20 protein-coding genes are annotated in these 25,496 nt (G+C 68.5%); 19 read left to right on the forward strand and 1 reads right to left on the reverse strand.

The genetic code is table 11. The features are described from left to right. Positions 1-49: 49 nt before the first annotated feature. The 13 genes from R3F42_05245 to R3F42_05305 all read left to right on the forward strand — a co-directional run bounded on the left by R3F42_05245 (position 50) and on the right by R3F42_05305 (position 16,104). Positions 50-2,638 carry a heavy metal translocating P-type ATPase gene (locus R3F42_05245; GenBank protein ID MEZ5541431.1) on the forward strand — a complete coding sequence of 863 codons (2,589 nt, stop codon included), beginning with the start codon at positions 50-52 and terminating at the stop codon, positions 2,636-2,638. A 382-nt stretch (positions 2,639-3,020) separates the two neighbouring features. Continuing rightward, complete coding sequence (locus tag R3F42_05250; protein MEZ5541432.1) at positions 3,021-4,490, forward strand: DegQ family serine endoprotease; 1,470 nt, start codon at positions 3,021-3,023, stop codon at positions 4,488-4,490. Between the two features lie 26 nt (positions 4,491-4,516). Continuing rightward, positions 4,517-5,461, forward strand: a complete 945-nt coding sequence (locus tag R3F42_05255) for a DnaJ C-terminal domain-containing protein (protein ID MEZ5541433.1) — start codon at positions 4,517-4,519, stop codon at positions 5,459-5,461. A gap of 6 nt (positions 5,462-5,467) precedes the next feature. Continuing rightward, positions 5,468-5,779 (forward strand): chaperone modulator CbpM, encoded by a 312-nt coding sequence (locus tag R3F42_05260; GenBank protein MEZ5541434.1) that lies wholly within the window; start codon positions 5,468-5,470, stop codon positions 5,777-5,779. Between the two features lie 96 nt (positions 5,780-5,875). Further along, a complete protein-coding gene (locus R3F42_05265; GenBank protein MEZ5541435.1) occupies positions 5,876-7,510 on the forward strand; it encodes an FAD-dependent oxidoreductase in 1,635 nt (544 codons plus the stop codon). Positions 7,511-7,640: 130 nt separating this feature from the next. Next, positions 7,641-8,084: an Hsp20/alpha crystallin family protein gene (locus tag R3F42_05270; GenBank protein ID MEZ5541436.1), complete on the forward strand. Its 444-nt coding sequence runs from the start codon at positions 7,641-7,643 to the stop codon at positions 8,082-8,084. Between the two features lie 50 nt (positions 8,085-8,134). Beyond that, entirely contained in the window at positions 8,135-8,524 is a 390-nt protein-coding gene (locus R3F42_05275; protein MEZ5541437.1) for an Hsp20/alpha crystallin family protein, read from the forward strand. 392 nt (positions 8,525-8,916) lie between these two features. Next, positions 8,917-9,927: a MoxR family ATPase gene (locus R3F42_05280; GenBank protein ID MEZ5541438.1), complete on the forward strand. Its 1,011-nt coding sequence runs from the start codon at positions 8,917-8,919 to the stop codon at positions 9,925-9,927. Beyond that, positions 9,911-10,831, forward strand: coding sequence for a DUF58 domain-containing protein (locus R3F42_05285; protein MEZ5541439.1), 921 nt, complete (start codon positions 9,911-9,913; stop codon positions 10,829-10,831). Before R3F42_05280 ends, R3F42_05285 begins: the two co-directional genes overlap by 17 nt. Beyond that, the gene (locus tag R3F42_05290) at positions 10,828-11,292 is read left to right on the forward strand and encodes a DUF4381 domain-containing protein (protein ID MEZ5541440.1); all 465 of its coding nucleotides are present in this window, start codon (positions 10,828-10,830) and stop codon (positions 11,290-11,292) included. The genes R3F42_05285 and R3F42_05290 overlap by 4 nt, the downstream gene beginning before the upstream one ends. Then, on the forward strand, positions 11,289-12,278 hold the full coding sequence (locus R3F42_05295; protein MEZ5541441.1) for a VWA domain-containing protein: 990 nt from the start codon (positions 11,289-11,291) through the stop codon (positions 12,276-12,278). Before R3F42_05290 ends, R3F42_05295 begins: the two co-directional genes overlap by 4 nt. Continuing rightward, the gene (locus R3F42_05300; GenBank protein MEZ5541442.1) at positions 12,275-14,329 is read left to right on the forward strand and encodes a VWA domain-containing protein; all 2,055 of its coding nucleotides are present in this window, start codon (positions 12,275-12,277) and stop codon (positions 14,327-14,329) included. Before R3F42_05295 ends, R3F42_05300 begins: the two co-directional genes overlap by 4 nt. Then, positions 14,326-16,104 carry a BatD family protein gene (locus R3F42_05305; GenBank protein MEZ5541443.1) on the forward strand — a complete coding sequence of 593 codons (1,779 nt, stop codon included), beginning with the start codon at positions 14,326-14,328 and terminating at the stop codon, positions 16,102-16,104. Before R3F42_05300 ends, R3F42_05305 begins: the two co-directional genes overlap by 4 nt. A 95-nt stretch (positions 16,105-16,199) precedes the next feature. Here the strand turns inward: R3F42_05305 and R3F42_05310 are convergent, their stop codons facing one another. Further along, entirely contained in the window at positions 16,200-17,015 is an 816-nt protein-coding gene (locus R3F42_05310; GenBank protein ID MEZ5541444.1) for an NYN domain-containing protein, read from the reverse strand. A gap of 137 nt (positions 17,016-17,152) precedes the next feature. Here R3F42_05310 and R3F42_05315 point away from each other — a divergent pair, with 137 nt between their 5' ends. The 6 genes from R3F42_05315 (at position 17,153) to R3F42_05340 (ending at position 25,494) form a co-directional block, all read left to right on the forward strand. Beyond that, positions 17,153-17,653 (forward strand): gluconate 2-dehydrogenase subunit 3 family protein, encoded by a 501-nt coding sequence (locus R3F42_05315; GenBank protein MEZ5541445.1) that lies wholly within the window; start codon positions 17,153-17,155, stop codon positions 17,651-17,653. Next, entirely contained in the window at positions 17,646-19,286 is a 1,641-nt protein-coding gene (locus R3F42_05320) for a GMC family oxidoreductase (GenBank protein ID MEZ5541446.1), read from the forward strand. Before R3F42_05315 ends, R3F42_05320 begins: the two co-directional genes overlap by 8 nt. Positions 19,287-19,398: 112 nt before the next feature. Beyond that, positions 19,399-20,199 (forward strand): hypothetical protein, encoded by an 801-nt coding sequence (locus R3F42_05325; GenBank protein MEZ5541447.1) that lies wholly within the window; start codon positions 19,399-19,401, stop codon positions 20,197-20,199. A gap of 249 nt (positions 20,200-20,448) precedes the next feature. Continuing rightward, complete coding sequence (locus tag R3F42_05330; GenBank protein MEZ5541448.1) at positions 20,449-22,197, forward strand: bifunctional sulfate adenylyltransferase/adenylylsulfate kinase; 1,749 nt, start codon at positions 20,449-20,451, stop codon at positions 22,195-22,197. A 145-nt stretch (positions 22,198-22,342) separates the two neighbouring features. Further along, positions 22,343-23,659 carry a UDP-glucose/GDP-mannose dehydrogenase family protein gene (locus tag R3F42_05335; protein MEZ5541449.1) on the forward strand — a complete coding sequence of 439 codons (1,317 nt, stop codon included), beginning with the start codon at positions 22,343-22,345 and terminating at the stop codon, positions 23,657-23,659. Then, positions 23,656-25,494 (forward strand): carbamoyltransferase, encoded by a 1,839-nt coding sequence (locus R3F42_05340; protein MEZ5541450.1) that lies wholly within the window; start codon positions 23,656-23,658, stop codon positions 25,492-25,494. The genes R3F42_05335 and R3F42_05340 overlap by 4 nt, the downstream gene beginning before the upstream one ends. Positions 25,495-25,496: the final 2 nt, after the last annotated feature.

Genomic DNA, 25,496 nt, shown 5'->3' on the forward strand with positions numbered 1-25,496 from the left:
GCGGACACGGTCCGCTCCTGCAGGCGCGTCGTAGATGCGGGGGATGCCAGTGACGACAGCAATCGATCCCGTCTGCGGTATGCGGGTCGGTACGGACAGTCCGCACCGGCACAGGCATGACGGCACGGAGTATCTGTTCTGCAGCGCCGGCTGCCGCGAGCAATTCAGCGCAGACCCTGCGCGGTATCTGCAGGCGAGCCCGGGTGTCGTTGCGACCGACCCCGTCTGCGGCATGACGGTTGCTGCGGACAGCCCGCACCGGCACACGCATGACGGCAGGGAATATCTATTTTGCAGCGCGGGTTGCCGGGACCGCTTCCGGGCCGATCCCGACCGTTACCTCCAGCCGCCCACGGCGGCGCCAGTCGCCGCCGGTACCTGCGCCGATGACAGTTGCCGCCTCGATATCCTGACCTATACCTGCCCCATGCACCCGGAGGTGCGGCAGGCCGGTCCCGGCGACTGCCCGAAATGCGGCATGGCGCTCGAACCCTTGGTTGCGGCAGGCACGGGCCAGCGCACCGAGTACACCTGTCCGATGCACCCGGAGATCGTCCGCGACCGCCCCGGGTCGTGCCCGAAGTGTGGTATGGCGCTGGAGCCGCGCACCGTTACGACGCCGGAGGATACCAGCGAGCGGGATGACATGACGCGGCGCTTCGGTGTCAGCGTGGTGCTGGCCCTGCCGGTCCTCCTGCTGGCCATGACGGCCGACCTTGTCCCCGGCCGGCTGCCGCAGCTGCTGACCTTGCCCCGGCTCCAATGGATCGAGTTCCTGCTCGCGACCCCGGTGGTGTGGTGGTGCGGCTGGCCGCTCCTGCTGCGCGGCTGGCGCTCGCTGACGACCCTGAACCTCAACATGTTTACCCTGATCGGCCTCGGCGTGGCGGTGGCCTGGGGTTACAGCACGGTGGCGCTGCTGTTCCCCGGTCTCTTCCCTCCCGCCATGCAGACGGCCGCGGGCCGGGTGCCTGTCTATTTCGAGGCGGCTGCCGTCATCACCGCTTTGGTGCTGCTCGGCCAGGTGCTTGAGCTGCGCGCCCGCAGCCGCACCGGCGCGGCCATCAGGCAGCTGCTGGGGCTGGCGCCGAACACCGCCCGCCGCGTGCACGCCGACGGCAGCGAGCAGGATGTCCCGCTCGCAGCGCTAACGCCCGGTGACGTGCTGCGTGTGCGTCCGGGCGAGAAGGTGCCCGTCGATGGCGTGGTAATCGAGGGCAGCAGCGCGGTCGACGAATCCATGGTGAGCGGCGAGCCGGTGCCGGTCGAGAAGCGCACCGGCGCGCATCTGATCGGCGCGACCGTGAACGGCACCGGGAGCCTGCTCATGCGCGCGGAACGGGTGGGCCAGGACACGCTGCTCGCGCAGATCGTGCGGATGGTGGGTGTGGCGCAGCGTTCGCGCGCCCCGATCCAGCGGCTGGCGGACGTCGTCGCGGGCTGGTTCGTACCGGCCGTGGTACTGGTTGCGCTGCTCACCTTCGCCGTCTGGGCAGGCTGGGGGCCAGAGCCGCGCCTGGCGCACGCGGTGGTCAATGCCGTGGCGGTGCTGATCATCGCCTGCCCCTGCGCGCTGGGTCTGGCCACACCCGTGTCCATCATGGTCGGCACCGGGCGGGGCGCGACGCTTGGCGTCCTGGTAAAACACGCCGAGGCGCTGGAGCTCATGGAGCGCGTGGATACCCTCGTTGTCGACAAGACCGGCACGCTCACCGTGGGCCGGCCGCAGCTGGTCGACGTGACGACCGCGAACGGCTACGAGGAGACAGAGGTGCTGAGCATGGCTGCCAGCCTGGAACGCGCGAGTGAGCACCCGCTGGCCGCGGCAATCGTGCGCGGCGCGCTGGCGCAGTCCGTTCACCTGCACCGGGCCGGTGACTTCAATTCGGTCACCGGCCAGGGTGTGACCGGCACCGTCGACGGGCGTGATGTCGCGCTGGGCAATGCCGCGCTGCTCGCGGCCCTGGGCATCGATGCGGGCGAATTGCCCGAGTGCGCCGAGGCGGAACGCGCCCAGGGCCGGACCGTGCTCTACGTGACCATCGACGGCCGGGCCGCCGGTCTTATCGGTGTGGCCGATCCCGTGAAGGCATCCGCACCCGCAGCGATCCGTCAGCTGCACGACGACGGCGTGGACGTGGTCATGCTCACGGGAGACAGCCGTGTCACCGCCGCGGCGGTGGCGCGTGCACTCGGCATCGACCGTTTCGAGGCCGAGGTGCTCCCGGACCAGAAGGCGGCGGTCGTCGCGCGGCTGCAGGCCGAGGGCCGGATCGTGGCCATGGCGGGCGACGGCATCAACGACGCGCCGGCGCTGGCGCGTGCGCAAGTGGGCATCGCGATGGGCACGGGCACGGACGTCGCCATGGAAAGCGCCGCTATCACGCTGGTCAGGGGCGACCTGCGCGGCATCGTGCGGGCGCGCCGGCTCTCCCGGCAGGTCATGCGTAACATCCGCCAGAACCTGTTCTTCGCCTTCGTGTACAACGCGCTGGGTGTCCCGCTAGCGGCGGGCGTGCTCTACCCCGCCTGCGGTGTGCTGCTCTCCCCGATGATCGCCGCCGCCGCGATGAGTTTCAGTTCGGTCTCGGTCATCAGCAATGCACTGCGCCTGTACCGGTCGCGCATCGAGTCCTGATGCTCTGGCGGCGGCGCACCCGGAGGAGCCGAAGGGGCCGCTATGTGGTTGTTCTGGATGCTGCTGAGCATGGTCGTCACGGGCCGCGGCAGCACGCAAAGGTGCGCGCCGCGGGATGGCGTGCGGGCCTGCCGCGCCCGGCCCCGAACGCACCGCTGTTCGCTGCGTTGCTACCGATCTGCCGCCGCGATTGAACTGTTGGCGGTTTCCGCGATCAATGGAAAGCAGCAGGCATGGGTGCACGCATACGTGCGCTGGGGCAGGTCATTGCGCCCGCTGGCGGCAGGACGCAGCACGGCGTTCGCGCCACCGCCTGCATGTCGAAGCGCCCGGCCGGCACTGTACCGGCCAGGCAGAACCTGAAGAGAAGGAGTGAGCTGTCATGAGAAGTCCGCTAATGCGTGTATTGCTGTCACTGGCGTTGCTGTGCAGCTGGCAGGCGCCGGTGCTGGCCCTGGACGGTTCGGTCGAGCACCTGCGCGAAACGAGCAAGGCCTTTGCCGCGGTTGCGCGCGAGGTCGCGCCGTCGGTGGTCTTCATCCAGGTCGAGAAGCAGACGCAGTCCAGCGCGGGCGCGACGCCGTTCGGCGGCGAGCAGTGGCCCTTCGGCGATGATCTGTTCCAGCATTTCTTCGGCGACCAATACCACGGCGTACCCCGCTCCGGCCAGCCGCGTGCGGAACAGCACACCATCGGCCAGGGTTCCGGCTTCGTGTTCGCCACCGGACGTGATGCGGGCGGCGACACCACCTACATCATGACCAACAACCACGTGGTCGACGACACCGACAGCATCCGCGTGAAACTGCTGGACGGGCGTGAATTCGACGCCACGGTCAAGGGGCGCGACCCGCAGTCCGACGTGGCCGTGATCGCGATCAGGGCCGGCGGCGTCCCGGCGCTGAAGCTGGGCGATTCCTCCCGCCTGGAGGTCGGCGAATGGGTGCTCGCCATCGGCAATCCGTTCGGCCTGAGCAATACCCTGACGGTCGGCGTCGTCAGTGCCACCGGCCGTACCAGCGTGGGCATCAGCGACTACGAGGATTTCATCCAGACCGACGCCGCCATCAATCCGGGCAACTCGGGCGGACCGTTGGTCAACCTCGATGGCGAGGTGGTGGGCATGAATACCGCCATCTTCAGCCGCAGCGGGGGCTACATGGGCGTGGGCTTCGCCATCCCGGCCAACCTGGCCGGCGCGATCGCGAACCAGCTCATCGACACTGGCGCGGTGACGCGCGGTTACCTGGGTGTCGCGATCCAGCAATTGACACCCGACCTGGCCGAGTCCTTCGGCATCGCGCCCGGCAAGGGCGTGCTGGTGGCCGAGGTGACCGCGGATGCGCCGGCAGGCAGGGCCGGGCTGCGCCAGGGTGACGTGATCGTGGCCTATAATGCCGCGCCGGTGAACGATGTGGGCAGCTTCCGTAACCGCATCTCGCTCACGCCACCGGGCAGCCGCGGGGAGCTGACCGTGCTGCGCAACGGCAGGCAGGAGACACTCGCGGTGACCATCGGCACGCTGACGGAGCAGCAGGCGGCTGCAACCGCGGAACCGGCCGTGCAGACCGCGCAGCGGCTCGGCCTCAGCGTGCAGACCCTGACGCCGCAGCTGGCCGGCCAGGTCGGTGCAGAACCAGGTGAAGGCGTGCTGGTGACGGAGGTACAATCCGGTTCGCTGGCGGCCCGGGTCGGCATCGAGGCCGGCAGTGTGATCCTGCGCGTGAACCGCGCGGACGTGCACAGTGTCGACGAATTCAGCGCGGCACTGCGGGAGAGCGAAGCCGCGCGGCGTGTCCTGTTCCTGGTGCGCAAGGGGGACATGCAGCGCTATGTCGCACTGCGCTGGTAACGGCGGAACGGGTAAACGATACGGGAATGGAATTCAGGGATTACTACCAGATCATGGGCGTCGCGCGTGACGCCACCCAGGACGAGATCAAGCGCGCCTATCGCAAGCTGGCCCGCAAGTACCATCCGGACGTCAGCAAGGAAGTGGATGCGGAGGCGCGCTTCAAGGAGGTCGGCGAGGCGTACGAGGTGCTCAAGGACCCGGAGAAGCGCGCCGCCTATGACCAGCTGGGCGCCAACTGGAAGGCCGGCGAGGAATTCCGGCCGCCGCCGGGTTGGGACCAGGGCTTCGAATTCCATGGCGGTGGCTTCACCGGCGCCGATGCCGCCGGCTTCAGCGATTTCTTCGAGAGCCTGTTCGGCCACGGTTTCACACCCGGCGGAAGGGCCCACGCGGGCTTCCATGCGCGCGGCGAGGATACCCACGCCCGGGTGCTGATCGACCTGGAGGATGCCTACCACGGTGCGACCCGCACCCTGACCCTGAAACATACCGAGCTCGGCGGCGACGGCCGGCCGCGACTGCGGGAGCGGATGCTCAACGTACGCATACCGAAAGGCGTCGCTCAGCACCAGCATATCCGCCTGGCCGGCCAGGGCGGGGCAGGTATCGGCAAGGGCGAGGCGGGCGATCTCTATCTCGAGGTCGAATTCCGGCCGCATGCCTACTTTCATGTCGAGGGCCGGGACGTGTATCTGGATCTGCCGGTGGCGCCCTGGGAGGCGGCACTGGGCGCCACGGTCAAGGCCCCGACGCCCACGGGCGCGGTGGACCTGAAAATTCCGGCCGGTTCCGCGGGCGGCCGCAGGCTGCGCCTCAAGGGGCGCGGCATACCCGGGCAGCCGCCTGGCGACCTGTACGTGGTGTTGCAGATCGCCCTGCCGCCCGCAGAGTCGGATGCCGCACGCGCCGCCTGGCGCGCACTGGAGCGGCAGTTACAGTTCAATCCACGGGCACGGCTGGGGGTGTGATCGATCATGGGCGACGAGCTGATGTCACTGCTGAGCGGCGAGATCCTGGAAGATGACGTGGAGCTGACCCTGGCCCAGTTGTGCCGCAGCTGCCGGTTGCCGGCCGAGCGCGTGATCATGCTGGTCGAGGAGGGCGTTATCGAACCGCGCGGGCGCGAGCCGGCGCAATGGCGTTTTCACGGGGTCAGCGTACAGCGGGTACGTTGCGCGCTGCGCCTGGAACACGACCTCGGGGTGAATGCCGCCGGTGCCGCCCTGGTGCTGGATCTGCTCGAGGAACTCCAGGCCATGCGCGCGCGTCTGCGCCGGTTTGAATAAAAAGACAGATCGGGGTCGGATACATTTTTCACGGAAAAATGTATCCGACCCCTTTGGGGGACAGCACCCGGCCAGAGGTAGACCATGAGCCAACTGATGACCGCTGCAGTTACGCAGCAGGCCCGCGAGCTGTTCGCGCAGCTGCGGGAACCGGTACGCCTGCTGTTCTTCACCCAGCCGCACGCCTGCGGCGCCTGCGCCGAGCAACGCGAGCTGCTGGAAGCGCTGACCGCGCTGAGCGTACAGTTGTCGCTCGAGGTGCATCCGCTCGACAGCGCGGCCGCCACCGGCCACGGTATCGACAAGGCGCCGGCGACGGTGGTGCGCGGCGCGCGCGACCCCGGCATCCGCTTCTACGGTCTGACCGGCGGTTATGAATTCGGCTCGCTGCTCGAGGCGATCCGGCTGGTCTCGCTCGGGACGGCAGCGCTCGACCCGGCCGTCGCGAAGCTGGCTGCCGCCATCCAGACACCGATCCATCTCGAGATCCTCGTCACCCTGGCATGTCCCTACTGTCCGAAGATGGTGCATCTCGCGCACCAGCTGGCCGTGGCCAGCGCGCAGGTGCGCGCGGACATGGTGGATGCCGCCGAGTTCCCGCAACTGGTCAACCGCTATGACGTGCATGGCGTGCCGCTCACGGTGGTCAACGGCCGGCGCGGCTTCGAGGGCGCACTGCCGGCCGAGCAGGCCATGCTGGAGATCCTCAAGGTGGCCGATCCCGGGGCCTATGAGCAGATCGAGGCGCAGTTGCGGGAGGCGCGCGGCCTGCGCAAGGCGCGCCAGGCCGAGAGCGCCGAGATCTACGACGTCATCGTGGTGGGTGCGGGACCGGCCGGGCTGACCGCGGCCCTGTATGCACAGCGCAAGGGCCGCACGACGGCACTGATCGGCAAGCAGGCTGGCGGCCAGATCAATGACACGGCCACGGTGGAGAACTACCCGGGCCTGGTGCAGATCGGCGGGTCCGATCTGGCGCAACTGCTGCGCCAGCACGTCGAGGCCTATCCGGTCGCCGAACGCTGCCATACGCAGGTCGAGCAGATCGAGCGGGAGGACGCGCTGTTCTCAGTCCGCACCGAGGATGGCCAGCGCTATCGCGGCCGCAGCCTGATCTACTGTGCCGGCAAGCGCTACCGCCGGCTGAACGTTCCCGGCGAGGAGCGCTTCATCGGTCGCGGCGTGGCCTGGTGCGCCACCTGCGACGCGCCGCTGTTCCGCGACCAGCGCGTGGCCGTGATCGGCGGCGGCAACTCGGCCTTCACGGCAGTGCGCGACCTGCTGCGTTACGCCAGCGAGGTGCACCTCGTACATGTCCACGATAGCTTCAATGCCGATCCCGTGCTCATCGACGAGATCAGCCAGGCGCAGGCGGCCGGGCGGGTGTCATTCCATCTCAACAGCCAGGTGCGCGAGTATCTCGGACGCGATCACCTGGAGGGCATCCGCCTGGCCGCTGCCGACGGCAAGGCGGACCATGATCTCGCAGTGGACGGCGTGTTTCTCGAGATCGGCCTGGAACCCAACAGCGCCCCGCTGGCGACGCTAGTGGCACTCAACGCGCGAGGCGAGGTCCCGGTGGATCGCGACCAGGGAACCGCCGTGGCGGGGCTGTTCGCCGCGGGTGACGTGACCGACGAGCCGGACAAACAGATCGTCATCGCCGCCGGTGCCGGGGCCAAAGCGGCGCTTGCGGCAGACCGCTATCTCGCCGGGACCGGGCACGGCTGACCCGGGCGGTCCGGTTACCCCCGGGGTGAAAAATAGGTGTTGCCACTGCCCGGACGGCGGTTGAAACCGCCGCGCGCGGCCCTATATCGATGGTTAGGCGACACCCATCGACTTCACAGGAGGTGCTGACATGTTTGGCAGTCTGACCAATTACGGTGACAGCCTGTTCGACGAGTTCCGGCGTATGCAGGACGAGATGAGCGAGCTGTTCGGCCGTGCGCCGTGGCCGGCCGGGATCCGTTCCGTGTCGCGCGGCAGCTATCCGCCCATCAACGTGGGCGCCACGCCCGAGCAGGTGGACGTGTACCTGTTCGCAGCCGGTATGGATCCGCAGACGCTCGATATCTCCATACAGCAGAACCTGCTGACGGTGGCCGGTGAACGCAAGGCGCCGGCCGAGCAGGATGCCAGCTATTACCGCAAGGAGCGCTACGACGGCGCCTTTCGCCGCGTGATCACGCTGCCGGACGATGTCGATCCCGAGCAGGTGGAGGCGCGTTACCGCGACGGTGTGCTGCAGATCCAGGTGCGGCGGCGTGCGGCGGCGCGGCCGCGGCAGATCGAGGTGAAATAGACGAACCCAGTGTCGGCGGGCTTCCCCAGCCGGCGAATCGGAGGTGACAGATGACGAAATCCGCAACCGAAGGCAGGACCGCCGCGGCCGGCGGCCAGCAGACGACCGAGCACGTGCTGCGCCCGGCGGTCGACATCCACGAGACGGCCGCGGGGATTACCCTGCTGGCGGACATGCCCGGCGTGGATCGGGAGCGTCTCAATCTGCATGTGGACAATGATGCGCTGACCATCGAGGGCGAGGCGCAAATCGAGATGCCCGCTGGAATGGAGGCGCTGTACGCGGACGTGCGGGCACGGCGATACCGGCGCAGTTTCGTGCTGAGCAGCGAACTGGATGCCGACGCCATCCAGGCGAGCCTGCGGGACGGCGTGCTCACCGTGCACATTCCCAAGCGCGCCGAGGTGCGTCCCCGCAAGATCGAGGTGCGCGCGGACTAGCGGCGATTTCATAAACTTCGCGCGGCCCGGCGTGAACTGCGCCGGGCCGTTTCCCCGGTTCGCGCAGCGCTGAACCCCGTGCCTGCAGCGGCCGGGTGTGAACGGGCTGTTGCAATCGTGTAACAGCCGGTACCCGGTACGCCGTCCGGGAACTTTTCCACCGGCAGTGCAATCTATTGCGCACATCCCGCTGCTTACGGGCGATCTGCACTCGCAGGCCCGCGCGTGCCTGGTCTGTTGACGGCGTGGCGCGCGGACGCTGCCGTGCAGTATTGCCGAGCAGGTACCGGTTCTTGCGGTTTCAATTCCAGACAGGAGGCAGTGATGTACGAGACAGAGCCACGGCCTGTGGCGGCGCTACGGCAACGGTTACGCAAGTGGGGGACAGCTGCATGACGCGCGCGCTTCCGAGCGGTGGGGAGGTGGCGGCAGCGGCCGGCGCGCTGCAGGCGTTCCGTGATCTGCGTGCACAACTCGAAACGCTGGTGATCGGGCAGCAGACCCTGGTCGAGCGCCTGCTGATCGCCCTGCTCGCCGGCGGACATGTCCTGGTGGAAGGCGCGCCGGGATTGGCCAAGACCCGTGCCATCAAGGCGCTGGCCGCCGGGCTGGAGGCCGACTTCCACCGCGTCCAGTTCACGCCCGACCTGCTGCCCGCGGATCTCACCGGTTCGGATGTGTTCCGTCCCGAGGACGGCAGCTTCCGCTTTCAGGCGGGACCGATTTTTCACAACCTGCTGCTGGCCGACGAGATCAACCGTGCGCCGGCCAAGGTGCAGTCGGCGCTGCTGGAGGCGATGGGCGAGGGACAGGTCACCGTCGGTGCGAAGAGCTACGCCCTGCCGCGCCTGTTCCTGGTGATGGCGACCCAGAATCCGATCGAGCAGGAGGGAACCTACCCGCTGCCCGAGGCGCAGCTCGACCGTTTCCTGTTCCACGTACGGGTGGATTATCCCGCGCCGGCTGCCAGCCGCGAGATCCTGCGGCTGGTGCGCGCCGAGGCTCTCGCGCCGACGTCGGCGCGCAGCGCCGGCGCGACGCTGCTGGCGCAGGCACAGGTATTCGCCGCGCGTGACGCGGTGCTGCGCCTGCACCTGGCCGAGCCGGTCGAGGACTATATCGTGGCGCTGGTCGAGGCCAGCCGGGCGCCCGCCGCCTATGGCGCGGAGCTCGCCGACTGGGTGCGCTGGGGCGCCAGTCCGCGCGGTGCCATCGGCCTGGAAAGCGCGGCTCGTGCGCATGCCTGGCTTGCTGGGCGCGATTTCGTGACGCCCGAGGACGTGCAGGTCATCGCCCCGGATATCCTGCGCCACCGGATCCTGCTCGAATACGAGGCCGAGGCGGAGGGCATCACGCCCCAGCGCTTCGTCGAGGAGCTCCTCGCCCGTGTCCCCGCGCCCTGAACACGCGAGCGTCTTTCCCGCGCTGGCCGAGCTGATCACGCTACGGGCTGCGGCGCGGACGCTGGAACTCGGCGCGCGCCGCCTCAGCCTGTCGGCACAGGCCGGTGGCTACCGCTCGGTCTACCGCGGCCGCGGTCTCGAATTCGACGAGGTGCGCACGTATCAGCCCGGTGACGAGGTCCGCGCCATCGACTGGCGTGTGACCGCGCGCCGGGGCCGCGTGCACACGCGGCTATACCGCGAGGAACGCGAGCGTCCGGTGCTGCTGCTCGCCGATCTCGGTCCCGGGATGCTGTTTGGCAGCCGGCGCCTGAAATCGGCGCAGGTGCTGCACACCGGCGCCATACTGGCATGGGCCGCGGAACGGGCAGGCGATCGGGTCGGTGCGGTCGTGGCGGCGGTTGCGGGCGCGGCGGTGCAGCCGCCACAGCCGCGGCGTGAGGCCGTGCTGCGGCTGCTCCGGACACTGGTGGAGCTGCAGCCGCGCCGGCCCGGCCCGCTGTCGCCGAGTCTGCTGGATAACGCTCTGGCACGGCTGGAGCATATCGCGCATCCGGGCAGTCTGTTGCCCGTGCTGAGCGATTTCGCAGATCTGACAGAGGCGGGAGAGCGCGCACTGGGCCGGCTGTGCCGTCACAACGACGTCGTCCTGATCTGGATATTCGATCCGCTCGAAGCCGAGCCGCCGCCGCCGGGCCGGTACCGGCTGGGCCTGCCCGGGCGGCTGGTCGAGCTGGACAGTGCCAGCGCCGCCGCGAACTGGCGCGCGCGCTTCAGTGACCGGCAGCAACGGCTGCAGCGGCTGGCCCATCGCCTCGGCAGCCCGCTGCTCGTGCTGTCCTCGGCGGCAAACCCCGTGCAGGTGCTGACCCGGGGGCTGCAGCGGCGCGGCAGGGCGGCATGAACGCGGTCGGCCAGGATCCGCTGGCTGCCCTGCGTCCGCCGCACCCGCCGGCGGCCATCGACTGGTGGCCGCCGGCGCCCGGATGGTGGCTGCTGGCGGGACTGGCCTTGCTGGGCGTGGTACTGCTGTGGTGGCGGCACCGGCGTACGCGTCTGCGACGCGCGGCCCTGGCGGAACTGCGGCAGCTGGAACGCACCGCAACGGATGACACCCAGCTCGCCATCGCGCTGAACCGGCTGTTGCGGCGTGTGGCACTGGCCCGCTTTCCGCGCACCCGCGTGGCGGCGCTCGCCGGCGATGACTGGCTGCGCTTTCTCGACAGCCGGGTCAGCGGTTTTGCCAGCGGTCCGGGCCGGGTGCTGGGCGTTGCGCCATATGCCCCCGAGTGCGCGCTCGAGCGTGCGGCGCTGGTGGGTCTGGCACGGCAGTGGATACGCACGGCCTGTGGAGGGCGGCCATGATCCACCTGGCCTGGCCGTGGGTGCTGGCGCTGCTGCCCCTGCCGTGGCTGCTGCAGCGCTGGCTGCCGCCGGCGCTGGCGCAGGGTGGCGCGCTGTTCGCGCCGTTCGCGCTCGGGCTCGGTGGCGACGCTGCCGCGCAGCGCGTGCACACGCGCCGGCAGTGGCGGCGTTGGCTGGTCGTGCTCGCGTGGCTCGGGCTGTTACTTGCCGCGGCACGCCCCGAGTGGCTCGGCGCGCCCCTGAGCCTGCCGCAGAGCGGGCGCAATCTGCTGCTGGCGATCGATGTATCCGGCAGCATGGAGACCCCGGACCTCGGGGCCGATGGCAGCCAGGCCACCCGCCTCGATGTCGTCAAGCAGGTGGCCGGCGAGTTCATCGCGCGCCGCAGCGGCGATCGTGTCGGGCTGATCCTGTTCGGCAGCCAGGCCTACCTGCAATCGCCGCTGACCTTCGACCATGTTACGGTGCGCCATTTCCTGGACGAAGCGGTGATCGGTGTCGCAGGGCGCGAGACCGCCATCGGCGATGCCATCGGGCTCGCCGTCAAGCGCCTGCGTGCCGCGCCAGGCGGAGCGGCCGTGCTGGTGCTGCTGACCGATGGCCAGAACACCGCAGGTGCGGTGGCGCCGCGCCAGGCCGCGCAGCTCGCGGCGCAGAACGGGCTGCGCATCTACACCATCGGGGTAGGCGCGGACCGGGTGCGGGTGCAGGGACTGTTCGGGACCCAGGTGGTGAATCCGTCCGCCGATCTCGACGAGGCCACGCTCAAGGCCATCGCTGCGACAACCGGCGGTCGCTATTTTCGTGCCCGTGACCGTGCCGAGCTCGCATCGGTGTATGCAACGCTCGACCAACTCGAGCCGGTTGCGGGCACCGACCGCCAGGTGCGTCCGGTCACCGCGCTCTATCCCTGGCCGCTGGGTCTGGCGCTGCTGCTCAGTCTCGCCCTGGCCACGGCGGCGCTCTGGCGGAGGCCGGCTGCATGAGTGAATTCCACTTCCTGCGCCCCGCCTGGCTGCTCGCGCTCGTCCCGGCTGTGGTGCTGTTGACGCTGCTGTGGCGGCGCCGCGCTGACGGCGCCGGCTGGCGGACTTGCGTCGCACCCGCGCTGCTGGCGCACCTGCTGCTGGATGCGGACCGCCCGCTGCACCGGTTGCCGCTGCTGCTGCTCGGCGCGGGCTGGCTGCTGGCCGTGGTCGCCCTGGCCGGGCCGGTCTGGGAGCGTCAGCCGGCAACGCTCTACCGGGCACCGGCGGACCGCGTCATCGTGCTCGACATGTCGCCGTCCATGGCGAGCGCTGACCTGCAGCCCGACCGGTTGTCGCGTGCACGCCTGGCGCTGCGCGGCCTGTTGTCGCAACTGCGGGAAGGACGCACCGCACTGGTGGTGTTCGGCGCCGAACCGCACGTGGTGGCGCCGCTGACCGACGACGTGGCCACGATCGAAGCCCTGCTGCCGGCACTGTCCGTCGACATCCTGCCGGTCGCCGGCGATCAGGCTGGCCCGGCACTGCGGCTGGCCGGCGCCCTGCTGCAGCGCGTGCACAGTACCCAGGGCACCGTGCTGCTGGTGAGCGACGGCGTGGCGGACACCGCCGACAGCCTGCAGGCCGTGCGGGATCTGCGCCGCGCCGGTGTGCGGGTATCGGTGCTGGGCATCGGCACCACGAACGGCGCGCCGGTTCCGGCAGCCGGCGGTTTTGCCACGGCTGCTGATGGCGGCCTGGAACTCGCGCGGCTCGACGAGACCGGTCTCGCGGCACTGGCGTCCGCCGGCGGCGGACACTATCAGCGCCTCGGCGACGGCATGCCCGTGACCCTGCTCGCCACGGCAGTTGCACGCGATCCCGCGCAGGCTGCGGGGACTGCGCAGGGCGTGGAACGCTGGGTGGAGCGCGGACCCTGGCTGTTGCTGCCGCTGCTGCTGCTGGCCGCGGCCGGCTATCGTCGCGGCTGGCTGGGTCTGCTGCTGATCCTGGTGTTGCCGCCGCCGCCGGCCCAGGCCTTCGGCTGGCAGGACCTGTGGCTGCGGCCCGATCAGCAGGCCGCACGCCTGCTGGCCCGGGGCGACGCGGGTGCGGCCGCCGCGCGGTTCGAGAATCCGGACTGGCGCGCCATGGCCAGATACCGGGCCGGTGACTACGCGGCCGCGGCCGACGGCTTCACCGGCACTGCACCGGACAGTCTCTACAACCGTGCGACCGCGCTCGCCCGCGCCGGCCGCCTGCAGGAGGCGCTGACGGCCTACGACACGGTGCTGCAGCGCGATGCCGGACACACGGATGCGCGCCACAACCGCGAACTGGTAGCCCGCTTGCTGCAAGATCAGCAGCAGTCAGCCGGTCAGCAGCATGGGAGCGGCCAGGATCAACCGGATTCCGGTCAGGGGCAGCAGTCAGGTCAGTCGGGACAATCGGACAATACGGGCACGTCCGGATCCCAGGTTGCGACTCAGTCAGGCGCAGACCGGCAGGCGGGCGGCGCCGGCGCGCAGGAGCGGCAGGCGTCCGCGGCGCAGACCGGTCCGCCGGAACCGCAGAGCGAATCAGCGTCGCAGCAACCGTCAGCGCAACCGGGGGCGCAGGGTCAGGACGCCGCCGCTGTACCACAGACCGGCGGCGCGCCCGGGGCGGACGAGCAGCAGAACGCCGGCAAGGACGGGGGTGAACCGCAGGCCACGGCGCAGGCGCATGACAACACGGCGCCGGACCGTGCCGGTGGGGATGATGCCCACGAGGCGGCCGCGCCGGAGCCGGCCGGCTCCGGCGCACCAACCGGCCAACCGGAACAGCCCGCCGCGTCGACCCCGCCGGCGGAGCGACCCCCGGATTCGGCACAGCGTGCCCGCGCGGATGTGAGCGGGGCGGGTGCAGCACCGGGCCGTGCGGCGGGTGCCGCAACGGAGACGCCCGACACCGAACAGGACATTGCCATGGAACAATGGCTGCGCCAGATCCCGGACGATCCAGCCGGGCTGTTGCGGCGCAAGTTCATGGTCGAGCACCTGCTCCGACAACAGGGACAAAGCACACCATGAAGACTGGACTGACACATTTGTTGTTGACCTGGCTGATCCTGCACTGCGCCCTGGCCGCAGCGGCAGGGATGGATGCGTGGCTCGACCGTACCCGCATCGCCGCGGGCGAGTCGGTGCAGCTCACGCTGGAGCTGCCGGGGCAGGTCAATGACCGGCCCGACACCGCGCCGCTGGAACACGACTTCGACGTGCTCGGTGTTTCCAGTGGCAGCCGCGTGACCATCATCAACGGCCGCAGCGACGCGCGTACCAGCTGGACGATCACCCTGAGTCCGCGTCATACGGGCACGCTGACCGTGCCTGCCCTGCGGGTCGGCGCTGCCCAGAGCGCGGCACTGACACTGCTGGTGGATGCCGCCCCGGCGACCGCCGGCACCGGCACCGGAACTGACACCGACGCCGACATCTTCATCGAGACCGAGCAGGCACCGGCGCGTCCTTACGTGCAGGGCGAGGTGCACTACACGGTACGCCTGCTGCACGCCGTCCCCCTGCGCTCCGGTCAGCTCAGTGAACCCGCCGCGGACACGGTGCTGGTGCAGCGGCTGGGCGAGGACCGCAGCTACGCCACGACGCGCAACGGCCGGCGCTACGAGGTGATCGAGCGACGCTACGCCCTGTTCCCGCAGGCAAGCGGCGGGCTCGATCTGCCGGCACCGGTATTCGACGGCGAGGTGCCCGACACCGGGCGGCGCCGGGCGAGTCCGCTGTCGAAGTTCTTCGGCAACGATCCCTTCTTCGGCCGCGCCCCCTTCGATGACCTGCTGACACCGACGCGCCGGGTGCGCGTGCGCGGCGATGCCGTCCGGCTCGACGTGCAGCCACGACCGGATGCAGCGACCGGCAGCGACTGGCTGCCGGCAAGGCAGCTGCAACTCACCGGCCACTGGGAACCTGCCGCCGGTGACGCCCGGGTCGGCGAGCCGCTCACCCTGCAGCTCGAGGTTACCGCGCAGGGACTGACCGGCGGGCAGCTGCCGGGGCTCGCGCCGGCGGCCGTGGCGGGTTTCGATATTTATCCCGACCAGGCCCAGCGTGAAACCGACGCGCAGGAGAGCGGCGTGACCGGTCACCTGCAACAGAAGATCGCCTTCATCCCGCGCCGGGCCGGCACCTTCACCCTGCCGGCGCTGACGCTGCACTGGTGGGATACCGGGGCGGATCGCGAGCGGGTTGCCACCCTCCCGGAGCGGGTAGTGCAGATACTCCCGGGAGCGCAGCCGGCGGCACAGCCACCGCCGATGTCTGCGCAGGAGATTGCCGCTGCCGCGCCCATCCCGGCACTGGCCGCCACCGCACCGGTACCGGTCGCGGCCGGACCGTGGCCATGGGTGAGTGCGCTGCTCGCCGGTGGCTGGCTGCTGACCCTGCTGGTCTGGGGCTGGCAGGCACGGCGCCGCCGCACGGCGGCGCCACCACGGCCGGCGCCGGGCGGCCACGACCGGGTGACGACGCTGCGTCGGCGTTTCCGGGCCGCCTGTGCCGCGGGTGACGCGGCCGCGGCGCGCCGCAACCTGCTCGACTGGGCGGCCGCGCACTGGCGGGACGACCCGCCATCCGGCTTGCAGGCGCTGGCGGAGCGACTGGACGATCCCGCTACGCGGAGTGCGCTGGCTGAACTCGATCGTGCCGTCTATCGAGCCGGCACCGCCTGGGATGGTGCGCGGCTGGCGGCACGCCTGCAGCAGCTGCCGGTGCCGCCGGCGCGCAGCGGCCGGGACGACACCGTCCTGGCGCCGCTGTATCCGCACCCGGTCGCGCCGCCGCACGGCTGAGGTCCGGCGTCAGCACGACCGCCAGCGGCATCGCATCGCCATGCGCCGCGGGGTGCCGGCACCGGGCTGTCAGCGCGTACGGCCGGGCTCGCGTGCTATTCCTCGCGGCTGGGCAGGGTGATGATATAGCCGCCCGATTTCTCGTCCAGCTGCAGATTGAGCAGCTTGCGTTCCTGGGCCTCTTCCAGCAGCTGTCCGAAGGTGCGGAAGCCGTGGTAGGTCTCGTCGAAGCCGGGCTTGCGGCGCTTCAGTGTCTGTTTGACCATCGAGCCCCAGACCTTTTCCTGTTCGCCGCGTTCCTTGAACAGCGCCTCGACCGTTTCCAGCACCAGGTCGAGCGCCTCCTGCTGCTTGTCGGCCTCGGTCTTGTGCGCACCGTGCTTGCCGGCTTTCTTCGCGGCCGCCTTGCGGCGTCCGCGGCGCGGCTTTTCGGATTCGCGCACCAGGTCGTCGTAGAAGATGAACTCGTCGCAGTTGGCGATCAGCAGGTCGGACGTGGCGTTCTTCACCCCGACCCCGATCACCACCTTGTCGTTCTCGCGCAGCTTGCTGACCAGAGGCGAGAAGTCGGAATCGCCGCTGAGGATGACGAAGGTGTCCACGTGCGACTTGGTGTAGCACAGGTCGAGGGCGTCGACGACCATGCGGATATCGGCGGAGTTCTTGCCCGACTGGCGCACATGCGGTATCTCGATCAACTCGAAGGCAGCCTCGTGCATGGCCGCCTTGAATTCCTTGTAGCGGTCCCAGTCGCAATAGGCCTTCTTCACGACGATGCTGCCTTTCAGCAGCAGCCGTTCCAGCACCTTCTGGATATCGAAGGCAGCATACTTGGCATCACGCACGCCCAGTGCCACGTTCTCGAAATCACAGAACAGCGCCATGTTGCGGGTTTCGTTCTTTTCGCTCACCTGCGTCAGACCTCCTTGTTGTGAGGCGACAAGATATGCCGCTGCCCATGGGCTTGCAAGCGGCGGCAGTGCGCGCGTATCAGGCGCCAGCGGGGGCGTGCTAACATTTCGGTCCGGGATCCGCCGAGCTGCCGACCATGAAGTTTTCCCGCCGCCGCTTCCTCGAGCTGACCGCTGCCGGCCTGGCCGCAGCACCGCTGGGCTGTGCCGGACCGCAGCTGCTGGAAGCCGGGCCGACGGCCGGGGTGCTGGACAGCTATCTCGACACCCTGCTGCCGGCGGACAGCGCGCCCGGGGCGCTGGCGCTCGGCGTGCCGGCACAGGTCCGCTTCCTGATTCGCTCCAAGCGCGCCCTGGTGCCGGTCTACAACCACGGGCTGGCGTGGCTCGCAGAACAGGCCCGGGTCCGGCACGGCCGGCATTTCCCGGCGCTTGCGCTGGACGCGCGCGATGCGCTGGTGCAGCGGCTCAGTCTGGATCAGGACGCAGTGCTGGCGCGTTTTTTCCACAAGAGTCTGCATCACGCCATGATGTTCTACTACAGCAATCCGGCGTCCTGGCAGGCGCTCGGCCTGGACGGCGCGCCGCAGCCGGCCGGCTTCATGGATTACACGCAGCCACCCGTCGTGCATGGTTGAGCGCGCGCATGAGGTGGTGATCGTGGGTGCCGGTGCCGGCGGCGGCAGTGTCGCCTATGGTTTGGCGCGGGCCGGCGTGCGGGTGCTGGTGCTCGAGGCCGGGCCGCGGTTCGATCCGGCCAGCGACTTCCGTCTCGATCTGCCGGACTGGGAGCTGCAGCGTTTCCCGCACCGGCCGGATTCGCGCGGCAGCTACAGTTACGCCGAGCTGCAGCCGCTGGATCCGCAGCGTCAGCACCTGCGCTCCTACAACATTCACAACGGCCGCATGGTGCCGGGTGAACGGCGTCATGCCTATGGCTATCACCATGTGCGCGGTGTCGGCGGCAGTACCCTGCACTTCACCGGCGAGGCGCACCGCCTGAATCCCCGCGCCATGCAGTTGTACAGCGACTACGGCGTCGGTGCCGACTGGCCGCTGGAATATGCCGAACTCGAGCCCTGGTACGAGCTGGCGGAGCAGGTCGCCGGCGTCGCCGGTCCCGAGCGTACCGCGCAGCGGCCGCGCCGCACGCCCTGTCCGTTCCCGGCGCATCCCGCGTCGTATGCCAGCCGCAAGCTGGCAGCCGGCGCAGCGGCGCTGGGCTGGAACTGGGAACCGAACACGCTGGCGGTGCTGCCGCGTCCGCACGCGGGACGGCCCGCCTGCAATTACTGCCTGCAATGCAATCGCGGCTGTCCGCGCGGCGACAAGGGCAGCGCGGATGTCACCTTCCTGCGCGCTGCCGTGGCCACCGGGCGTTGCACGATCCGTCCCGGGGTGCAGGTCACCCGCCTGCTCGCTGGCGCCGATGACCGGGTGAACGGGCTGGTATGCGTTGAGGAGGGGAGTGAACGGCGCATCGACACCCCGGTGATCGTCCTGAGCGCCGGCAGTGTCGAAAGCCCGCGCCTGCTGCTGGCCTCCGACGGTCTCGGCAACGACAGCGGGCAGGTCGGTCGCAACTTCCTGGAAACCCTGAGCTGGACCAGCATCGGTCTGCACCCGGAGGCGCTCGGCAGCCACCGTGGCCTGCCCGCGGACAGCATCTGCTGGGATTTCAATGCGCCGGATGCCATACCCGGGGTAGTCGGCGGCCTGCGCCTGACACCTGCTGTCGGGGAGGCCGACCTGGCGGGGCCGCTCAACTATGCCACGCGCGTTGCCGGCGGCTGGGGGCTGCGCCACAGGCAGCGGATGCGTGCCTGCTTCGGGCGCGCGCTCGGGGTGGGCGCGATCGGGGAATGTTTACCGGATACAGGTAGTTACGTTGATCTCGATCCCTATCGGCAGGACGCCGCCGGGATGCCGCTGGCGCGTATCCACAGCCATCTCGGTGACATGGCGGTACACCGCCTCGATTTCATGGCAGGTCGCTGCCGCGAGTTGCTCATCGCCAGCGGAGTGGATACGCTGATCGAGGAATTCGGCAGTTATGACCTGTTCAGCGCGACGCATGTGTTCGGTACCTGCCGCATGGGGCGTGACCCGGAACAGTCCGTGGTCGACGCCGGCTGTCGCAGTCACCGCTGGCGCAACCTCTACGTCGTCGACGGCAGCGTGTTTCCCAGTTCGGGCGGCGGCGAGTCGCCTTCGCTGACCATCGCGGCGCTGGGCCTGCGCGCAGCCGACCGGATCCGGGCAGGGGCTTGAACGGCGGTGCTGTGGACGGGGGCGGTGCAGGCATGTCTATAATTGCCGGATATGGACACAATAATTAGGTAACCGGCAGCCCGTGACCGTGCTGCCGGCTGAGGAGTGAAGCATGCAGAACCCGCTGTTTACCAGAATCCTGCTGGGCCTCGCCCTGGGCGTGCTCGTGATCGATGCGGCCCAGGCATTCAATTTCGGCAACATGATGAATCCTTCCCGCTGGTGGGGCGGCGACCGTGACCGCGACCGCTACGATGATGATTACTACGGCGCGCCACCCTACGGCTACTATCCTGCACCGGGCTATGCCGCCCCCGGATACGGCGCCCCGGGGTATGCCGCCCCGGGTTACGCGGTTCCCGGCGGCTATGCCGCACCCGCCTACGGATATGCCCCGCAGGCACCGGCGCCCGCTCCCGCGGCGGCGCCCGCCCCGGCTGCACCCGCGGCCAGCAAGCCGGCGCCTGCCGCCAAGGAGACCGATGAGATCGCCCGTCTCAAGCGTCGCCTCAGCGAACTCGAGGCATCGACCGGCTCCAGCGCGGCACCGGCGCCGCATCCCTATGACAAGGAATATCGCTTCCCCGACACGGGGGCGGCGGCCCCGGCTGCTGCAGCGCCGCCGCCTGCGCCGTCGGGCAGGCACGATTATCCGGTCTATTCACCGTACGGACCGACACCGGAATTCCCGCCCATGCGGCCGGATGAGGAAGTCAGTGCCGTGGAAGGCGCGCCCCTGGCCGCGCCCGCTGTCCCGCAGCGGCAGGCGGCAGCGCCGGCAGGCAGTCCGGCTCCTGTGCAGCAGCAGCCGGATGCAAATTCGGACACCAATTTCTCACCCGCCGGCAACCCGGCGAATTACGTGCCGCCCATGCAGGATCAGGGACAAAGGGTGTACGAGTTCCATCGCTGAACGCCGGGGTGCCTGCGCCCCGCCGGACCGTGGCGCAGGCTCGACCCGGCCACGCACCCCCGGTACGGTCGTACCGCCCACCGCCGCCCAGCGGGGAATAGCCACAGGACTAGCCTCGCGCGTGGTCGCTGCCCCTCAACTCAATCGTCCGGCCGCCGCTATTGAGAGTGGTGCTATTTATAAGCGACTGAAATACACGTAGATTATCTCAGCCTTGTTGCATGCCATTATTAAGGAACCCAGCGCGTCATGGACCACCTGATTACGCCGCACGGCGGTAAGCTGTGTAACCTGATCGTAGACGAAACTCGTGCCGAGGCACTCAAGACCGGATCCGGCGACGCCGCTTCCATCACGCTGAGCGAACGCCAGATCTGCGATATCGAGCTGCTGATGAACGGTGGCTTCTCGCCGCTGCAGGGCTTCATGGATCAGGCGACCTACGCGGCGGTGGTCGCAGACATGCGCCTGCCGGACGGGACGCTCTGGTCGTTGCCGGTGACGCTGGATGTGCCCGACCGGCTGGCGCAGAAGATCGAGCCCGGCCAGCAGGTGGCGCTGCGTGACAATGAAGGCTTCATGCTGGCAGTACTGCATGTCAGCGACAAGTGGCAGCCGGATCGCCGGCACGAGGCCGAACGGGTGTACGGCACGACCTCCAACGAGCATCCGGGCGTGCGCTACCTGCTGGAACGCATGCATCCGACCTGCCTCGGCGGCAGGGTCGAAGGGGTGCAGCTGCCGATCCACTACGATTTCGAGACCCTGCGCGACACCCCGGAGGAATTGCGCCACCTGTTCGTCAAGCTGGGCTGGCGCAATGTGGTGGCGTTTCATACCTGTAAGCCGATGCACCGCCTGCACCGCGAGATCACCCTGCAGGCCGCACGCCAGGCACAGGCGAATATCCTGCTGCATCCCTCTGTCGGCCTGACCAAGCCGGGCGATCTGCACTATTACGCACGGGTACACTGCTACCAGGCGCTGCGCCGGCACTATCCGCACAATATGGCGGTACTGTCGCTGTTGCCGTCGGCCGTGCGCATGGCCGGGCCGCGCGAGGTGCTGCACAATGCCATCATCCGCCAGAACTACGGCTGCACCCACATGATCGTCGGACCCGAGCACGCCGCGCCACCGGGCGTCCGCGACGATGCCCCGCGCTACTATCCGCGCTACGCCGCTCAGCAGACGATGGAGCAGTACCAGGACGAACTGGCCATCCGCATGGTGCCGGTGCAAGAGCTTTGCTATGCGCCGGACCTGGATCGGTTCGTCGAGCAGGACGCGCATGCCGAACAGGGCCGGGAGTGTGTGCGCTTCACCGACACCGACCTGCGGGTGCACCTGGAACGTGGCCAGGATGTGCCGACCTGGTTCTCCTATCCGGACGTACTGGCGGCGCTGCGCAAGGTATACCCGCCGCGCAGCCGCCGGGGCATCACGCTGTTCTTCACCGGCCTGTCGGGTTCCGGCAAATCGACGCTGGCGAAGATCCTGTATGCGAAATTCATCGAGGACGGCCGGCGTCCGGTGACCCTGCTCGACGGCGACGTGGTGCGGCTCAACCTGTCCAGCGAACTGGGCTTTTCGCGCGAACATCGCAATATCAACGTGCGCCGTATCGGTTTTGTTGCCAGTGAGATCACCAAGAACGGCGGCATCGCGATCTGCGCGCCGATCGCACCCTACACCGCGATGCGGCGCGACGTGCGCGATACCATCGAGCAGTACGGCGCCTTCATCGAGATCCACGTGGCGACGCCGCTGGCAGAATGCGAGGCACGTGACCGGAAGGGCTTATATGCCAAGGCGCGGCAGGGCATAATTCCGGAATTTACCGGCATCAGCGATCCGTACGAGGTGCCCGAGCGTCCGGAGTTGAGGATCGACACCACCGGCAAGACCCCGATGCAGGCAGCCCAGGAGATCATGCTCTACCTGCTGCGCGAGGGCTATATCGACAGCTCGGACAACCCGTGCGACGACGAGCGCTAGTCAGTTACACCGAATCATGCATGCGGTGCCGCGTGCACGACCGGACGCGGATCCGGCGCGGCCGCGCGCCGCTGGTTATTGAAGACTTCTGCAACGGCCACGGTTTCCGTGGCCATCTACAAACTGGAAATACTGCGAGCAAACTATGAATGTTGTCATGATTGGTTCCGGATACGTCGGCCTGGTGTCCGGCGCCTGTTTCGCCGAGTTCGGCGCCGATGTCACCTGCATCGACGTCGACCAGGGCAAGATCGACCGCCTGAATCAGGGCATCATGCCGATCTATGAGCCCGGGCTGGATGACCTGGTGGCGCGCAACGTCGCCGCCGGGCGCCTGAAATTCACCACCAGCTACACGCCGGCCGTGAGCGAGGCCGATCTGGTCTTCATTGCCGTGGGCACCCCGACCCGGCGCGGCGACGGCCATGCCGACCTGGTGTATGTCTATGACGCGGCCCGCCAGATCGCCACGCACCTGTCCGGTTATACCGTCATCGTCGACAAGTCGACCGTGCCGGTCGGCACCGCGCGCCAGGTCGAGCGCATCGTCCGCGAGGAGAATCCGACGGCCGATTTCGACGTGGCCTCGAACCCGGAATTCCTGCGCGAGGGTGCGGCGATTGGTGACTTCATGCGTCCGGACCGGGTGGTGCTGGGCGTGGAAAGCGCGCGCGCCGAGAAATTGCTGCGCGAGCTGTACCGCCCGATCAACCTGATCGAGGCGCCGATCATGGTGACGAACCGCGAGAGCGCCGAGCTGGTAAAGTATGCTTCCAATGCCTTCCTTGCGACCAAGATCAGTTTCATCAACGAGATCTCCACGCTCTGCGAACAGGTCGGTGCCGATGTGCATGCGGTGGCGAAGGGCATGGGTATGGACAAGCGCATCGGCGGCAAATTCCTCCATCCCGGTCCCGGCTACGGCGGTTCCTGTTTCCCCAAGGACACCACGGCCCTGATCCGGATCGCCCAGGAGCATGGCGCCTCCTGCCGCATCGTCGAGGCCGCAGTGGAAGTGAACGCGGCGCAGAAGGCGCGCATGGTGAAGAAGATCCGCGAGGCGTTTGGCGGCAGCGAGGCCGGCAAGACCATCGCCGTGCTCGGCCTGACCTTCAAGCCCGAGACCGATGACATGCGCGATGCCCCCGCGCTGGCGATCATTCCGAACCTGATCGACAAGGGTGCCGAGGTGCGCGCCCACGATCCGCAGGGCGTGACGGAGGCGAAGAAACTGCTGCCGGAGAAGGTGCGGTATTTCGAGGATGTCTATGCCATGGTCGAGGGTGCGGATGCCTGTGTGCTGATGACCGAGTGGAACGAATACCGCGGGCTCGATATCGAGCGCGTCAAGTCCTTGATGAGAGGCAACGTGTTTGTCGATCTGCGCAACGTCTACGAACAAGAGACCATGCAGGAGTACGGCTTCGAATACACCTGCGTCGGCAGGAGCGGCCGGGGTTGAACATACTCGGCATCTCGGCGTATTACCATGACAGTGCCGCGGCGCTGGTGCGTGACGGCACGATCGTCGCGGCATCCCAGGAGGAACGCTACTCGCGCAGGAAGCACGATGCGCGCTTTCCCGCCGGCGCGATCGCGGACTGTCTCGCCCAGGGGGGCATCACGCTCGGGGATGTCGACGAGGTTGTGTTCTATGACAAGCCGTTGGTGAAATTCGAGCGTCTGCTCGAAACCTATCTCACCTACGCGCCGCGGGGCTTTCGCTCGTTCGTCGCGGCGATGCCGGTGTGGATGAAGGAAAAGCTTTATCTCAAGTCCACGCTCAAGAAGGAACTCGCCACGCTGGGCGGGCTCAGGGAAAAGGCGCTGCCGAAGTTGCTGTTCGCCGGACATCACCAGTCGCACGCGGCCTCGGCATTCTATCCGGGTCCGTTCGAGCGCGCGGCCGTGCTGTGCCTGGACGGGGTGGGTGAATGGGCGACCACCTCGGTGTGGCTGGGCGAGGGCAACAGGCTGACGCCGCAGTGGGAGCTCGATTTCCCGCATTCGCTGGGCATGCTGTATTCGGCCTTCACCTATTACACCGGCTTCAAGGTCAATTCCGGTGAGTACAAGCTGATGGGACTGGCGCCTTACGGCGAGCCGAAGTACGTGGATCTCATCCTCGAGCACCTGATCGACCTGAAGGCGGACGGGACGTTCCGCCTCAACATGGACTACTTCAACTACGCCACCGGCCTGACCATGACCAACCGGCGCTTCGCCGCGCTGTTCGGTGCGCCGGCACGCACGCCGGAGACGGGGATCACGCAGCGGGAGATGGATATCGCAAGGTCCATCCAGGCGGTGACCGAGGAGGTGGTGCTGCGCCTGGCCCACACCGTGCAGCGCGAGTTGCAGGCCGATTACCTGTGCATGGCCGGTGGCGTGGCGCTCAACTGCGTGGCCAACGGCCGCATCCTGCGCGAGGGGCCGTTCCGGGATATCTGGATCCAGCCGGCCGCGGGCGACGCCGGCGGCGCCCTGGGCGCCGCGCTGGTTGCCTGGCACGAATACCACGACAAGCCGCGCAGCGTGAACGGGTGCGACACGATGGCCGGTTCCTACCTGGGGCCGCGATACAGCCGCGCCCAGATCAAGGCGCAGCTCGATGACCAGGGCGCGGTGTATGAGGAACTCGACGAGGAACAGCTGACCGACCGTCTCAGCACCATCCTGGCTGACGGAAAAGTGGTGGGCTGGTTCCGGGGTCGCATGGAATTCGGGCCGCGCGCGCTCGGCGGGCGCTCCATCATCGGCGACCCGCGCAGCGAAAAGATGCAGTCGGTGATGAATCTGAAGATCAAGTACCGCGAGTCGTTCCGTCCGTTCGCGCCGGCGGTGCTGGCAGAGGATGTCGACAAGTATTTCGAGTTGGACCGACCCAGCCCCTACATGCTGATCGTGGCGCCGGTGCGCGAGCGCCTGCGCATTCCAATGACCGCCGAGCAGCAGGGCCTGTTCGGTATCGAGAAGCTCAACGTGAAACGTTCCGAGCTGCCGGCCATCACCCATGTCGATTATTCGGCCCGGGTGCAGACCGTGCACGCCGACACCAACCCGGGATTCCACGCCTTGCTGGAACGGTTTCGGGCGCAAACCGGTTGCGCAGTGCTGGTGAACACCTCGTTCAACGTGCGCGGCGAACCGATCGTGTGCACGCCGGAAGACGCCTACCGCTGCTTCATGCGCACCGGGATGGACTATCTGGCGGTCGAGGATTTTTTGCTCGCCAAGCCGGACCAGCCGGTGGTCGAGCGGGATGAATCCTGGCGCCAGGAGTTCGCGCTGGACTGAGC

Source organism: Pseudomonadota bacterium, assembly GCA_041395565.1.
Classification (GTDB): Bacteria; Pseudomonadota; Gammaproteobacteria; order UBA9214; family UBA9214; genus UBA9214.